Genomic DNA, 14,033 nt, shown 5'->3' on the forward strand with positions numbered 1-14,033 from the left:
ACGGCGTAGGCCGTGGTGATGTCGTCAGGGGCGATCTCGCCGCGCACTGGCGCAATCACCTCGCGCGACGCTTCCGCGTCGCGCAGGCGCGCGGCGAGTGCCGCGACGAGTTTCGAATCGGACATGATGATTCTCCGTAGTGCGTACTATCTATCAAGCCGCGTCGGGCGTGGCGTGCATGGTGGCGAAACCCGCGATCCACTCGGGAATCTCGCGGTAGTAGTCGAGCGAAGCGCGATACGGACCATAAGCGGCCAGTGCGCCGAAAGCCGCGACCCACGTGCGGATCTCGTGCGCTGACTTCCCGCCGTCGCGCGTGATGGCTGCGTTGGTCATGCCGTCCACGGCGCCCAGTTCGCCCGAAGCAAGGCACGCGAGAAATGCGCGGTCCCATTCAGGATTGAGCGGATGCAGCGGGCTGTCGCCCGCGGTGAACGACTTCGCGGCGGCCACGGTGCGCGCCTGGCGCGCGGCGCGCGAATCGGGCGTCGGGTTGCGGCCCGCGATCAGGCGCTCGGCCACTTCAGCGGTCGCGCCGCGCAGTTCGGGCACCGGCGGTTCGTGCGAAATGCCGCCCGAACCCACCAGGAGCACGCGCTTGCCGCTGCGCGAAAAGAAGCGGCCAATCGCATCGCCGAGCAGGCGCGCGCGGCGCAGCGTCGCCATCGGCGGCGCGACCGAATTGATGAACACCGGAATCACCGGATAGCGGTCGAGTCCGCCCGTGAGCACTTCCAGCGCCTGCGCGCAGCCATGATCGACCTGCATGCGGTACGAAAGCGCCACGTCGATGTCGGCGGCGAGCACGTTTTCCGCCAGCGTGTGCGCAAGGGCTTCGGGTACCGGCAGCGTGCCGGCCATGCTCCTGAAGTCGCCGATCGCCTCCGCGCGCGCGCCGATGCAGAACGGCGGCATCAAGTCATAGAAGAACCCGTTGTAGTGATCGGGTGCGAACGCAACGATCACGTCGGGGTTGAACGCTTCCACGCGCTCGCGCGCGGCGCCGCACACACGCTCGACCTCGGCCACTACTTCGGGCGCGGGATCGAAATAGCCGTGCAACGGCGTATGCGACAGACATTCCAGGTGAATCGGCATACTCATGCTCCTGCTGCATGCGCGACGGCCACGCCGCGCACGGGACGGATTTGCGGAGCCGCCGCGCTCGCTTCGCGCAGCGTGGCGTCGGTCATGCCGAGCTTGCCCGCGAGTTCAACGATCGCGTCGGAAACCTGCTGCGGCGTGCAAACGCCCGCGACGAAACGGTCCGGACGCAGCAGCACGACGGACTCGGGCAGGCGGCTGAACCACTCTTTCAGGCGGCCCTGCACGTCGCCGAGCGCAAGCACGCCCTCGGGCACGTCGTCGGCGTATTCGAGCTGCACGTCGGGCTTCACGAACACGAAGCGTGCGCCAAGGCGCTCCCACAGCACGCGCGCCTGCGGCGTCAGGCCGAAGGTCGGGTCCGCGCCCCACGCGAGCACCGCGAAGCCGTTGCCGATCGCATCGTCGAGGCGCACCACGCGGCCGTCGGCGAGACGCACGCGCGGCTGGATGAACATGCGGCCCACGGGCGAAGCGGCCAGCGGATCGCGGCCATACGCGAGACGGCCGATCAGCGAATCGCGCTTCTGGCTCATGAGGCCGAGCAGCCGCCCCGGCGCTGAGTTGCCCGAGCGCTCCAGCACGCGCGCGAACCATCCGCCCGTCTTTTGCGGCGGCGGCAACAGCACGACGCCCGCTTCGTAGCGCGGCATCGGCTTGAAGCGCATTTCCACGAAATAGCGCTTCACCGAAGGAAACACGTTCAGCCAGCGCACGAACGTGTCGCGAAAGCGCGCGCCGAAACGCGTGGTCGGCGCGAAGATGTCGCCCGCCACTTCGGAGAGGTGAATCATCGAGCGCGCGTGAGCGCGGCGCTCCACGGTATAGGAGTCGAGCAGGCGGCCATCGGCCTCGCCCTTCGCGACCATCGCGAGCTTCCAGCCCAGGTTGTTCGCGTCGCGAATGCCGCTGTTGTAGCCCTGGCCCTGCCACACGGGCATGATGTGCGCGGCGTCTCCCGCGAGCAGAACGCGGTCCACGCGGAACGTTTCTGCAAGGCGCGCGTTGTGCGTGTACACGCGCTTGCGGATGTAGTCGACCTTGTCGGGGTCGGCCACCACCTTGCGGATCAACGCGGCCATGTTCCCGGGCTTCGAGAGTTCCTCCTCGGTCTCGCCCGGCATCACCATGAACTCGAAGCGGCGAATGCCGTGCGGGAGCGCCGCCGAAACGTACGGCCGCTGATGATCGCAATGCATGTAGATGTGCGGCGAGCCGATCGGGTCGTTGCGCACGTCCACCACGATCCATTGATTCGGCTTCGTGCGGCCTTCGAAGGGCACGTTGAGCGCGCGGCGCACCAAGCTGTTGCCGCCGTCCGCGCCCACCATGTACGCCGCGCGGATCGTGCGGCGCTCGCCATTCGCGTCGCTCACGTCGATGGTCACGCCCTGCGCATCCTGCTCGAACGCGTCGACGGCGTGGCCGAACAGCACCTCCACGTGCTCGAAGCGCGCAAGCCCGTCGTAGAGCACGCGGTCCGCGAGCGGCTGGATGAACGCGTTGCGGCGCGGCCAGCCGAATTCGTCGGTGCGCGGCTCGATCGAGGCGAAACAGTGGCCGTCTTTCGTGACGAAGCGCATCCAGTGGTCGGGCGTGGTGTGCGGCAGCAGCGCTTCGGCAAGGCCGATCGACTGGAACACGCGCAATGCTTCGTCGTCCAGACCAATCGCGCGCGGGTAGTCGATGATCTGGTCGAGCTTCTCCACGAGCGTGACACGCACGCCCTGCAAACCGAGAATGTTGGCGATCATGAGGCCGACCGGACCCGCGCCGATGATGGCGACGTCGGTGGCGATCTGGCGGGGGCGGACGATATCCGTCTCCTGGGCGAGGGGGGTGTTCATGTGTCTCCTTCTCGCGCGACTTATGCGGCCGCTGCGGATGCTGTCAGGTCTTGCCTGCGTCGGATCACCGCGTCGGGGCGTTTTGCCGCAGTCCGGTGAATGGAAGCGAGTCTAGGGTCCGCCCGATGCGCGCTCAACATTTTTAGAGAAATGTGCATAGAATGCACATAATTGATTTTTAATAAATTTTCGATGACAAAGTATGCAAACGTGCGTGGCCTGGCGCGCGGCCTGCAGGTGCTCCAGGCGCTCAACGCCATGGAGAACGGGCGCGCGACGAGCCAGCAACTGAGCGAGGCGACAGGGCTGCACCGCACGACGGTGAGACGCCTGCTGGAAACCCTGGTCGAGGAAAAGTTCGTGCGCCGCAGCGCTTCGGACGACAGCTTTCGTCTGACGATGAACGTGCGCGGCCTGAGCGAAGGCTTCACCGACGACGAGCTGATCGCGACCATCGCACCGCCGATCATGGCGCAGATGCTCCAGCGCACGGTATGGCCGTCCGACCTCACGACGCCCGACGGCGACGCCATGGTGATACGCGAGACCACGCACCGCTTCAGCCCGCTGTCGTTTCACCGCGCGATGGTGGGCCGCCGTCTGCCGATACTGCTCACGGCCGCGGGCCGCGTGTACTTCGCCATGTGCCCCGAGGCGGAGCGCGAGGACATTCTGGAACTATTGCGCGCGGGCGCGGGCGGCGAGCAGCAGCAAAAGCTCGCCGCCGACGAGGCCTTCATCCGCAATCTCGTGCGCCAGACACGAGCGGACGGTTTCGGCTCGAATCACGGCGACTGGGCGGACCAGCGCAAGATCGGCGCGCTCGCCACGGCAATCGAGGCCCACGGGCGCGTGCTCGCGAGCCTGAACGTGATCTATCTGGAACAGGCCATCAACCCGGCCGAGGCGGTAAGGCGCTTCGTGCCCGAGCTGCAGCGGGCCGCGCAGGAAATGGTGAAAGCGCTCGAAGCGCAGGAGGAAACCACGAAGCGTTAAGCCTCGTTCTCGCGCACGAGTTCGAACAACGCTTCGAGTTCCGCCGAATGCGGCTCCTTGCGCGAGACCATCAGCAGGTCGATGGTGGGCGGCTCGCCTTCCAGCGGCCGCGTGCAGATCGCGCTGCTCGTGAGCGACGAAACGTACGCCGGTAGCAGCGCATATCCGAGCCCCATCCCCACCAGATTCAGGTTCAGCAGAATATTCGTCGCGACCTGCGCGACCTTGCGCTCGATGCCATGCGCCTCGCAATACGCCTCCACCACGCTATGCACCTGCCCCGAAAACTGCGGATGCGTGCTGATGAACGGCTCGCCGCTCAACTGCGCCGGCGCGATGCGCGGTAGCTTCGCGAGCGGATGGCCGCCTGGCAGCACGACGACAAGCGGCTCGGTCAACACGACTTCGCTGCGCAGCTCAGGCGAGAGAACCGGCCGCCGCATGAACGCCACGTCGATGTCGCCGCGCAGCAGCGCTTCTTCCTGCTCGGCCGTCGGCAGGCTGCGCAATTCCACGTTCACGTCGGGATAGCGCAACCGCAAGCGCGGCAGAATCACCGGGAAAACCCGGATTTCCGCGGCGGGCACGAAGCCGATCGTGACCGTCGCCCGGCCCTGCCCCACCTGGCGCGCACGTGCTACCGCACGGTCGGCCTGCGCCACCACGAGGCGCGCTTCGGCGAGAAATACCTTGCCCGCTTCGGTGAGTTCCACCTTGCGGCGCGTGCGCTCGAAGAGCGGCGTGCCCACTTCGTCTTCGAGATTGCGGATCTGCTGGCTGAGCGAGGGCTGCGCCGTGTGCAGCCGCTGCGCCGCGCGCGTGAAGCTCAGTTCGTCGGCGACGGCGATGAAGTAGCGCAGGTGTCTCAGTTCCATGCTCGGAGTTATCGTTCGAAAGTCTTAGTGCCAACAAACAAAATATTTCACAACGGGAAAGCCAGCAACGATCATCCGTCTGCGTTCTCCACCATAAGGAGAATGCTGCCACGGAGGAGACACGGATGTCCGCAATCATCGACATCGATGCACTCGTCGACGCGCAAAATGGCCGCGTCACGTCGTCGATCTATACCGACCCCGACATTTATGCGCTCGAGCTCGAGCGTATTTTCGGGCGCTGCTGGCTGTTTCTCGCCCACGTCAGTCAAATACCGAAAGCCGGCGACTTTTTCAATACCTACATGGGCGAAGACCCCATCGTCGTGGTGCGCCAGAAGGACGGCTCGATCAAGGCCTTCCTGAACCAGTGCCGTCACCGGTCGATGCGCGTGAGCCACGCCGATTGCGGCAACACGCGTGCATTCACGTGCCCGTATCACGGCTGGTCGTATGGCGTGGACGGCGCGCTCATCGACGTGCCGCTGGAGCCGCGCGCCTATCCGCAGGGCCTGTGCAAAGAAAAGTGGGGCTTGCAGGAAGTCACGCGCGTGGCCGTGTACAAGGGCCTCGTGTTCGGCAACTGGGACGCCGACGCGCCCGACCTCGAAACCTACATGGGCGACATCGCCTGGTATCTGGACGGCGTGCTCGACCGCCGCGAAGGCGGCACCGAGATCGTGGGCGGCGTGCACAAGTGGGTGATCGACTGCAACTGGAAATTCCCGGCCGAGCAGTTCGCAAGCGACCAGTATCACGCACTCTTCACGCACGCGTCCGCCATCGAAGTGCTCGGCGCGAAAGAAGGCGTGGCCGACAAGGCGCTCGGCGCGGGCCAAACGGCGCGCCCCGTGTGGGAGACCGCAAAAGACGCGCTGCAATATGGCCAGGGCGGCCACGGCAGCGGCTTCTTCTTCACCGAGAAGCCCGACGCCAACGTGTGGGTGGACGGCGAAGTTTCGCAGTACTTCCGCGACACCTATGCCGAAGCCGAAGCACGCCTCGGCAAGGTGCGCGCGATGCGCCTCGCTGGACACAACAACATGTTCCCCACGCTTTCCTGGCTCAACGGCACGGCCACGCTGCGCGTGTGGCATCCGCGCGGCCCGAACCAGGTGGAAGTGTGGGCGTTCTGCATTGCCGACAAGGCCGCTTCCGACGAAGTGAAAGCCGCTTTCGAGCGCAGCGCGACGCGCGCGTTCGGCCCCGCGGGTTTTCTCGAACAGGACGACTCGGAAAACTGGGCCGAAGTGCAAAAGGTGCTGCGCGGCAGCCGCGCGCGCAAGACGAAGCTTTGCCTCGAAATGGGGCTGGGCGGCGAGCGCTTGCGCGATGACGGCATACCTGGCATGACGAACTATATTTTCTCGGAAACGGCCGCTCGCGGCATGTACCGGCGCTGGGCCGACCTGTTGATTTCGGACACGTGGGAAGAAGTGAACGAGCGGACCGCACGCTACGAAGCGGAGGTGCTCAAATGAGTGACGTCCAGGAACTCGCTCCGGTTTTCACGCCTGCGCGCGTCGGCCTCGAACTGCATCACGAAATCGGGCAGTTTCTCTTTGAGGAAGCCGCGTTGCTTGACGAATGGCGCTTTCGCGCGTGGCTCGATCTGATGTCGAAGGACATCCGCTACACGATGCGCACCACGGTCAACGCGCAAACGCGCGACCGCCGGCGCGGCGTACAGCCGCCCACGACGTGGATCTTCAACGACACGCATTTTCAGCTCGAGCGCCGCGTGGCTCGACTCGAGACCGGCATGGCGTGGGCGGAAGAGCCGCCCTCGCGCACGCGCCATCTCGTGACGAACCTGCGCGTGCTCACCACCGAAACACCCGGCGAATACGAAGCTCGCCTGAACTACCTGCTCTACCGCTCGCAGAAGGAGCGCGACGAGACGTTCTACGCGGGCCGCCGCATCGACCGCGTGCGCCGCGTGGAGAGCGAGCAAGGCTGGCAGGTGTGCCGCCGCGAGATCACGCTCGACCAGGTGGTGCTCACTTCCCATAACCTGAGTGTGCTTTTCTGATCATGGCCCGTATTTTTGTCTGCCAGGACGACGCGTTGTCCGACGGCGAAGCGATCAAGGTGGACGGCCCGTCCGCCGCGATCGCCGTATTCAAGGTGAACGGCGAGCTTTTCGCGCTGAACGACCGCTGCTCGCACGGCAATGCTTCGATGTCCGAAGGGTATATCGAGGACGACGGCACCGTCGAATGCCCGCTGCATGCCGCGCGATTCTGTCTCAAGACGGGCGCGGCGCTGTGCCAGCCCGCAACGGAGGCGCTCAAGACGTTCCCCATTACGCTCGTCGACGGCGCGGTGTACGTCGACGTGCCGGAGGCGGCGTGATGAACGGCGCCAAAGGCTGGCTCGACAACGAAGTCGCGTTGATCACGGGCGGCGGCTCGGGTCTGGGCCTCGCGCTCGTCGAACGCTTTCTCGAAGAAGGCGCGCGCGTGGCCGTGCTCGAACGCTCGGCGGACAAGGTCGCGGCGCTGCAGGCGCGCTTTGGTGCGCAAGAGGTCGTCGCGGTGCAGGGCGACGTCACCTCGTACGCCGACAACGAGCGCGCCGTGCGCGCAGCCGTCGATGCGTTCGGCAAGCTCGATACTTTCGTCGGCAACGCTGCGATCTGGGATCACGCTTCGAGCCTCGTCGATCTCTCGCCCGAGCAACTCGACACCGGTTTTGGCGAGCTTTTCTCGATCAACGTGAAGGGCTATCTGCTTGGCGCAAAAGCGGCCGCGCGCGCGCTCATCGCGAGCGAGGGCAGCATGATCTTCACCCTCTCGAACTCGTCGTTCTATCCGGGCGGCGGCGGTCCGTTGTACACGGCGAGCAAGCACGCGGCCGTGGGCATCATCCGCCAGCTCGCCTATGAGCTCGCGCCCAGGGTGCGCGTGAACGGCGTCGGCCCATGCGGCATGGCGAGCGATTTGCGCGGCCCCGTTTCGCTCGGCCAGCAGGATCTGCGTATCATGGATTCGCGCTCGCCCGAGGCGATCGCAAGCATTCTGCCGCTGCAATTTTTCCCTCAACCTGCCGATTTCGCCGGCCCTTTTGTGATGCTCGCCTCGCGTGCGAACAATCGCGTGCTGAGCGGCGTGATGATCAACGCGGACGCCGGCCTCGGCATTCGCGGCATCCGTCACGCGGCGGGCGGACTGCACCTGTAACGGGAAACGCATCATGAAGGTTTCGACCATCGTCATCGTCGGGGCGGGCCAGGCGGGCGCGCTCGCCGCCGCCGAACTGCGCCAGCAGGGCTATGCGGGCCGCGTGGTGTTGATCGGCGAGGAAGCGCACGCGCCTTATGAACGGCCGCCGCTTTCGAAGGACGTGCTGCTCCAGCCGCAGACCGCCAGGTGCGCCATTCACGGCGAGGGATTCTATGCGGAGCAAAACATCGAGCTGAAGCTCGGCATGGCGGCGACCGCGTTGGACGCGCAGGCTCGCACCATCGCGCTCGCCGACGGCGAAACCCTCGCGTTCGACGCGTTGCTGCTGGCCACCGGCGCACGCGTGCGCCGCCTGCCGATGCTCGACGCGCTCGGCGAGAACGTCCATACGCTGCGCACGCTCGACGACGCGCAGCGCCTCCTGCCCGTACTGCAAGCGGGCAAGCGCGTGCTGCTGGTAGGCGCGGGCGTGATCGGCCTCGAACTCGCCTCGAGCGCGGTCGATCTCGGCGCGCAAGTCACCGTCGTCGAGCAGGCGTCGCGCGCGATGGCGCGCTGCGCTCCGCCGTTGCTGACCGATCATCTGTGCAACGTGCATCGCGCGCGCGGCGTGGCGCTGCATCTGGGGGCGCCGCTCGCGGCGGCCGCGCGCGAGAACGGCGAGATCGTGCTCACGCTCGAAAACGGCACGCGCCTCGCGGGCGACGCGGTGATCTACGGCATCGGCGTCGAGCCCGAAACCACGCTTGCACAAGCGGCGGGACTGCACGTGGACAACGGCATCGTGATCGACGCGCAGTGCCGCACCTCGCACGCGCACATCTACGCGGCCGGCGACGCCGCGAGCGAGCGGATCGAGGCAAGCGGCCACCATCGACGCCGCGAAACGTGGGAGAACGCGAACCGCCAGGCGCAAACGGCGGCGCGCACGATGCTGGGCCTCGCGCCCGAAGCGCGCGAGGCGGACTGGTTCTGGACCGATCAATGCGGCCTCAACATCCAGTTCGCCGGCGACATGGCCGCGCCCGAATGGATCGCGCGCGGCACGCTCGACGCGCCGCCTTGCGTGCTGTTCGGCCTCGATGACGACGGCGCGCTCGTGGGTGCGATCACCGTGAACCAGGGCCGCGACATGCGCAGCGCCAAGGCGTTGATCGGCAAGCGCGCCCGCATTGCCCGCGAAACGCTCGCCGATCCCGCGCAGAACCTGCGCAATCTGGCGCGCGAATTCGCATAGTTCCACGTGCCTCCACATGCATTTACGCGCCTTTGCGTACAAGCGCACCCGGACACAGGGCCCGTTTCATCCGATATGGGAAAAGCGCTTGCAAGCGCGCGCGAGTGTCTCTATAATTCGCGCCTCGACAGGCTCGTAGCTCAGTTGGTTAGAGCACCACCTTGACATGGTGGGGGTCGTTGGTTCGAATCCAATCGAGCCTACCAACGAACATGCAGTAAAGAAGCTGTACCTTGCAGCAACTTGTGAATGACGCATTCCCTCGCGGGTCTGCGTCATTTTCTTTGGGTGCCTTCTTTGTGCGCGCAAATCACGCGCATCGCTATCCATAGCATGCCAACGCACGCATAGCTTCGCAGAAATCGTCGGTTCTTCTCGCGGCGCAAGCCTGCTTGAATGGGCGCTCCACGTCCAGCCGAGGAGACTTTCGATGTCCGACGTTCAAACGCAGCGCCCCGCCGCCTCTGTTTCGTCCGCTCATCTGCATTCCGCCACGAATTCGCGTACCGACGCGAAGCTCGATCTCCATCAGGTCGCGGGCCGTATTGGCGCGCGCATCGACGGGGTGCGGCTTCACGCCGATCTCGATAGCGCCACGTTCGATGCGATCAGCGCCGCGCTGCTGCGCCACAAGGTGTTGTTCTTCCGCGGCCAGCAGCATCTCGACGACACCGCGCAGGAAGCGTTCGCGCGCCGCTTTGGCGAAACGGTCGCGCATCCCACGGTGCCCTCGGTGGAGGGCGGCAGCCTGCTCGAACTCGATTCGCTGCACGGCGCCCGCGCCAACTCGTGGCACACCGACGTCACCTTCGTGGACGCCTACCCGAAAGTCTCCATCCTGCGCGCCGTGGTGATTCCGCCGTTCGGCGGCGACACGGTCTGGGCCAATACGGCTGCCGCGTACGCGCAGTTGCCCGAGCCGCTGCGCGCGCTCGCCGACACGCTCTGGGCGCTGCACACCAACGCCTACGATTACGCCTCCACGCACGCGAACGCGGACAGCGCGCAGCTCAAGCGCTATCGCGAGGTCTTCACGTCGAAGCGCTATGAGACCGAGCATCCCGTGGTGCGCGTGCATCCGGAAACGGGTGAGCGCACGCTCGTGCTCGGCCACTTCGTGCAGCGGCTAAAGGGGCTTTCGGCATTCGACTCGGCGCACTTGCTGCAGGTCTTCCACGAACACGTGACGCGACTCGAAAACACGGTGCGCTGGAGCTGGCAAGCGGGCGACGTCGCGATCTGGGACAACCGCGCGACGCAACACTACGCGATCAACGACTACGGCGACGCGCGCCGCATCGTGCGGCGCGCGACCGTGCGCGGCGAAGTGCCGGTGAGCATCGACGGGCGTCAGAGCGTCGTCGTGCGCGAGGAAGGCGCGACGCTGCAATAACCGGCGGCGTATCAGCGGCCCGGCGCGAAGGCGTCGCCGTCGATCGGCAGTTCGCGCTCCGCCAGCAGATCGGCGAGCAGTTGCGCACTGCCGGGCGCGAGCGTGAAGCCGAGCGCGCCGTGCCCCGTGTTGAGCCACAGGTTGCGAAAGTGCGTTGCGCCGATCAGCGGCTTGCTGTCCGGCGTGGCGGGGCGCATACCGGTCCACGTCTGGATGGCGCCGTAGTCGCCGGCGGCGGGAAACGTGTCGCGCGCCTGGCGCGTGAGCAGCGCGATGCGGGCTTCGTCGGCGTGCGGGTTCATGCCCGTGAGGTCGACCATGCCCGCAACGCGCAGACGCTCGCCGAGCGGCGCGTAGACCACCTTGTGATGCGCATCCGTGACCGAGACGCGCGGCGCGCCGTGCGCATCGGCGTGGGGCAGCGTGAGGCTATAACCCTTGAGCGGATAGACGGGCACGTTCACGCCGAGCGAGGCCAGTATCGGCTGGCTCTGGAAGCCGAGGCACACGACAAAGGCGTCGGCCTCGATGTCCCCCCGCGAGGTTTGCGCGGCGAGCACGCGCAGCCCCTTCGTCCGCAGGCCCGCGAACTCGGTGGCGAGCTGCAGGCTCACGCCGTGGCGCTGCGCCGCGCGGGCAAGGCCGCGCGTGAACTGGCCGCAATCGGCGGCCTCCTCGCCCGGCGTGTGAATGCCGCCCACGATCTTCCCGCCGATATGCGCGAGCGCAGGCTCGAGCGCAACGCAAGCCGCGCCGTCGAGCGCATGCTGCACGCAGCCCAATTGCGCCTGATACGCTGCCTGGCTGCGCGCGCCCGCAAAGCTTTCCCGATCGCGATAGACCACGAGCTTGCCGTTGCGCACGTAGTCGAACGAGAGCGCTTCGCGCTCGACGACCTCGTGCATGAGGCGCTGACTGAGAAAGCCAAGCCCGAGCAGTTCGGCTGTGGTCGCGCGGCTGCGCGCGCGCGTGCAGGCGCGCAGGAACGCGAGGCACCAGTGCCATTGATGCGGATCGAGCCGCGGTACGAAGCGCAGCGCGGCGTCGCGCGAGAAAAGCCATTGCGGCAACTTGGGGAGCACCGAGGGATCGGCGAGCGGCGCGACATAGCTGTAGCTGAGCTGGCCGCCGTTGGCGTGGCTCGCTTCGCGCGCCACGTCCGCGTGGCGCTCGACCAGCGTGACCTCATGCCCATCGCGGGCAAGCGCGTAGGCCGTCGTCACGCCGATCACCCCACCGCCCAGAACGCAAACTCGCATAGTCCGTTGTTTCTCTTTCGCTTGCGGCCGAACCCTTGCGGCCTATGCCGCCAGTCTGGCCCGGAACGATGCGGAACTCAATTGCGTTTTTGCGCGCGCGGATAACCTCGGCTTAAGTCGTCGAACGTTGTCTCCGCAACGGCGCCGGAGCGCATGCTCAGGCCAGCGCAGGCGCGGCCCCGCGGACTGCCTGCGGGTCGGCGGCGGCAGGCGCCGGCCGCATGCCGGCCTGCCCCGCGCCGCCCAGACGGAACACGGCCACGGCCTCGCGCAGCACGTCGGCCTGCGCTTCGAGCGATTGCGCGGCCGCCGCCGCTTCTTCCACGAGCGCCGCGTTGCGCTGCGTGACCTCGTCGATCTGCGCGATCGCCCGGTTCACCTGCTCGATGCCGTCGCTCTGCGCGTGCGTCGCCGTCTCGATCCCGGTCATGATGCCGCTCACGCGCGCCACCGCGCTGCGCGCCTCGTCCATCGTGCGGCGCGCGTCCTCCACGAGGCGCGCGCCCGCGCCGACCGTCGCCACCGATGCGGAAATCAGTTCCTTGATCTCCTTGGCCGCCGTGCCCGAGCGCTGCGCAAGGCTACGCACCTCGCTCGCCACCACCGCGAAGCCACGCCCCTGCTCGCCCGCGCGCGCCGCTTCCACGGCCGCATTGAGCGCGAGAATGTTGGTCTGGAACGCAATGCCCTCGATGATGCCGGTGATCTCCTCCACCTTCTGCGACGAAGCCGTGATGTCGCTCATCGTCGCATTCACGCGCGCCACCACGTCGGCCCCGCGCGTGACCGTTTCGAGCGCCGCCTGGGCGAGGCCGCTCGCTTCCTTCGCGCCGTCCGTATTCTGGCGCACCGCCGCCGAAAGCTCCTCGATGCTCGCCGCCGTTTCTTCGAGCGCCGCCGCCTGCTGCGCCGTGCGGTCCGAAAGGTCGATGTTGCCCGACGCGATCTGCTTCGCGCCCTGCGTGATTTCGTGCATGCTGCCGCGCACGCGCGAAACGGTGCCGACGAGCCCGTCGCGCATCGTCTGCAGCGCGTTGAGCAGCTGCCCCATTTCGTTCTTCGAGCGCACCTTCACGTCCACGGTCAGATCGCCGGCCGCGATGCGCTCGAAGTGGCGAATCGCGTGGTTCACCGGCTTGACCACCGCGGCGGCGAGCCCCACGCGCGCGATCACGCCGATCGCCACGCCCACCACGGCGATCGCGCCGAACACGATGAGCGACATGCGAAAACGCAGCGCAGCCGTGTCGGCGTCCTGCTGCTGGCGCGCGGCTTGCCAGTTTTCGAGCGCCTCGATCGCCTTCGCGTACGCGCCGTAATAGCGGTCGGCGGTTTCGCCCTGGATCGTGCGGAAGGTGTTGAAGTCGTTGTCGACGAGCGCCCTGTACTCGGGCTCGAGCGCCTGGTCCACGAGCGCCTGGCGCGCGCTGCTCACGGCCTGCGCGAGGCGCGCCTCCCCGACGTCCTCGAACGGGCCGCCACCGTATTGCGCGAACTCCCGGTTCGAATCCACGAGCACCTTGTGCGCGTTCTCGAGCATGCCTTCGGTGGATTTGCCGACGCTGAAGAGCGTCTCGTAGCCGCCAAGCGCGAGGCGGACCTGGAGCAGGCGCTCGGAACTGGTCTTGAGGGCGTCGAGCGACTGCGCGCCGCGCTGGACATCGTGCAGGCTGTCGTTGGTGATCGCGAGCGCGCCGTACGACACGCCGATCACCGTCAGCAGGAACACGACGAAGATACCGATAACGAGCGTAAGTCCACGGCGAATGGTGATGTTTCCGAGCATGACGTCTCCGTAGCGTTTTTTATGTTCCAGCCGATGCGAATTCCGCGCGGCCCCATGCGCCTTCGCACCTCGTTTCGGGTATCGGCAGGTGCGACACAACGCTGCATAGGGGAAATCCATGAAGCCCGCACGGCTTCGCGGGTTGCGGCGAGAGTTTGCCGCAATGCGCTCGAAGCGCCGTCTGGTCCGGGTTGCGGCGTTGCCTGCGGGTTTGGCGCGAAGCCCGATCGCCTGCCCGGGAGGCGCCATCAGAACACGGGCGGCTAAAGTCGCGCGCGAAGCCCGCCCAGAGAAATGACGAAGGGCAAGGCGTTGCGCCTTGCCCTTTCCACACGATTCAGCGCTTTTACC

At 66.7% G+C, this 14,033-nt stretch carries 11 protein-coding genes, 1 tRNA gene and 2 pseudogenes; 8 read left to right on the top strand and 6 right to left on the bottom strand.

The features are described from left to right. The 3 genes and pseudogenes from BLU17_RS34655 to BLU17_RS28765 all read right to left on the bottom strand — a co-directional run. A pseudogene (locus BLU17_RS34655) lies at positions 1-125 on the bottom strand (2-keto-4-pentenoate hydratase); the annotation flags it as partial. 28 nt (positions 126-153) lie between these two features. Then, positions 154-1,098 (bottom strand): 3-carboxyethylcatechol 2,3-dioxygenase, encoded by a 945-nt coding sequence (locus tag BLU17_RS28760; RefSeq protein ID WP_092004990.1) that lies wholly within the window; start codon positions 1,096-1,098, stop codon positions 154-156. Positions 1,099-1,100: 2 nt separating this feature from the next. Next, positions 1,101-2,951, bottom strand: a complete 1,851-nt coding sequence (locus BLU17_RS28765) for a bifunctional 3-(3-hydroxy-phenyl)propionate/3-hydroxycinnamic acid hydroxylase (RefSeq protein WP_092004993.1) — start codon at positions 2,949-2,951, stop codon at positions 1,101-1,103. A 192-nt stretch (positions 2,952-3,143) separates the two neighbouring features. Between BLU17_RS28765 and BLU17_RS28770 the strand changes: the two genes are divergently transcribed. Further along, positions 3,144-3,947, top strand: a complete 804-nt coding sequence (locus BLU17_RS28770; protein ID WP_092004996.1) for a DNA-binding transcriptional regulator — start codon at positions 3,144-3,146, stop codon at positions 3,945-3,947. On the opposite strand, the gene hcaR is transcribed toward BLU17_RS28770, so the two are convergent. Beyond that, positions 3,944-4,822: a DNA-binding transcriptional regulator HcaR gene (gene hcaR, locus BLU17_RS28775; protein ID WP_092004998.1), complete on the bottom strand. Its 879-nt coding sequence runs from the start codon at positions 4,820-4,822 to the stop codon at positions 3,944-3,946. The genes BLU17_RS28770 and hcaR overlap by 4 nt on opposite strands. A gap of 125 nt (positions 4,823-4,947) precedes the next feature. On the opposite strand from hcaR, the gene hcaE reads away from it, so the two are divergent. The 7 genes from hcaE to BLU17_RS28810 all read left to right on the top strand — a co-directional run bounded on the left by hcaE (position 4,948) and on the right by BLU17_RS28810 (position 10,637). Beyond that, entirely contained in the window at positions 4,948-6,303 is a 1,356-nt protein-coding gene (gene hcaE, locus BLU17_RS28780) for a 3-phenylpropionate/cinnamic acid dioxygenase subunit alpha (RefSeq protein ID WP_092005001.1), read from the top strand. After that, the gene (gene hcaF, locus BLU17_RS28785; protein ID WP_092005004.1) at positions 6,300-6,854 is read left to right on the top strand and encodes a 3-phenylpropionate/cinnamic acid dioxygenase subunit beta; all 555 of its coding nucleotides are present in this window, start codon (positions 6,300-6,302) and stop codon (positions 6,852-6,854) included. Before hcaE ends, hcaF begins: the two co-directional genes overlap by 4 nt. 2 nt (positions 6,855-6,856) lie before the next feature. Continuing rightward, the gene (gene hcaC, locus BLU17_RS28790) at positions 6,857-7,177 is read left to right on the top strand and encodes a 3-phenylpropionate/cinnamic acid dioxygenase ferredoxin subunit (protein WP_092005006.1); all 321 of its coding nucleotides are present in this window, start codon (positions 6,857-6,859) and stop codon (positions 7,175-7,177) included. Then, positions 7,177-8,004 carry a 3-phenylpropionate-dihydrodiol/cinnamic acid-dihydrodiol dehydrogenase gene (gene hcaB, locus BLU17_RS28795; RefSeq protein WP_092005009.1) on the top strand — a complete coding sequence of 276 codons (828 nt, stop codon included), beginning with the start codon at positions 7,177-7,179 and terminating at the stop codon, positions 8,002-8,004. The genes hcaC and hcaB overlap by 1 nt, the downstream gene beginning before the upstream one ends. A 13-nt stretch (positions 8,005-8,017) precedes the next feature. Continuing rightward, positions 8,018-9,244 (top strand): 3-phenylpropionate/cinnamic acid dioxygenase ferredoxin--NAD(+) reductase subunit, encoded by a 1,227-nt coding sequence (gene hcaD, locus BLU17_RS28800; protein WP_092005012.1) that lies wholly within the window; start codon positions 8,018-8,020, stop codon positions 9,242-9,244. 129 nt (positions 9,245-9,373) lie between these two features. After that, a tRNA-Val gene (locus BLU17_RS28805) sits at positions 9,374-9,450 on the top strand. Between the two features lie 224 nt (positions 9,451-9,674). Beyond that, positions 9,675-10,637, top strand: a complete 963-nt coding sequence (locus tag BLU17_RS28810) for a TauD/TfdA dioxygenase family protein (RefSeq protein ID WP_092005015.1) — start codon at positions 9,675-9,677, stop codon at positions 10,635-10,637. Positions 10,638-10,648: 11 nt separating this feature from the next. Here the strand turns inward: BLU17_RS28810 and BLU17_RS28815 are convergent. Both BLU17_RS28815 and BLU17_RS28820 read right to left on the bottom strand, forming a co-directional pair. Continuing rightward, positions 10,649-11,899 (bottom strand): annotated as a pseudogene (locus tag BLU17_RS28815) (D-amino acid dehydrogenase); the annotation flags it as partial. 154 nt (positions 11,900-12,053) lie between these two features. Further along, positions 12,054-13,682: a methyl-accepting chemotaxis protein gene (locus tag BLU17_RS28820; RefSeq protein ID WP_092005022.1), complete on the bottom strand. Its 1,629-nt coding sequence runs from the start codon at positions 13,680-13,682 to the stop codon at positions 12,054-12,056. Between the last annotated feature and the right edge of the window lie 351 nt (positions 13,683-14,033).

The sequence above is a fragment of the Paraburkholderia lycopersici genome, from assembly GCF_900096975.1.
Lineage (GTDB): Bacteria > Pseudomonadota > Gammaproteobacteria > Burkholderiales > Burkholderiaceae > Paraburkholderia > Paraburkholderia lycopersici.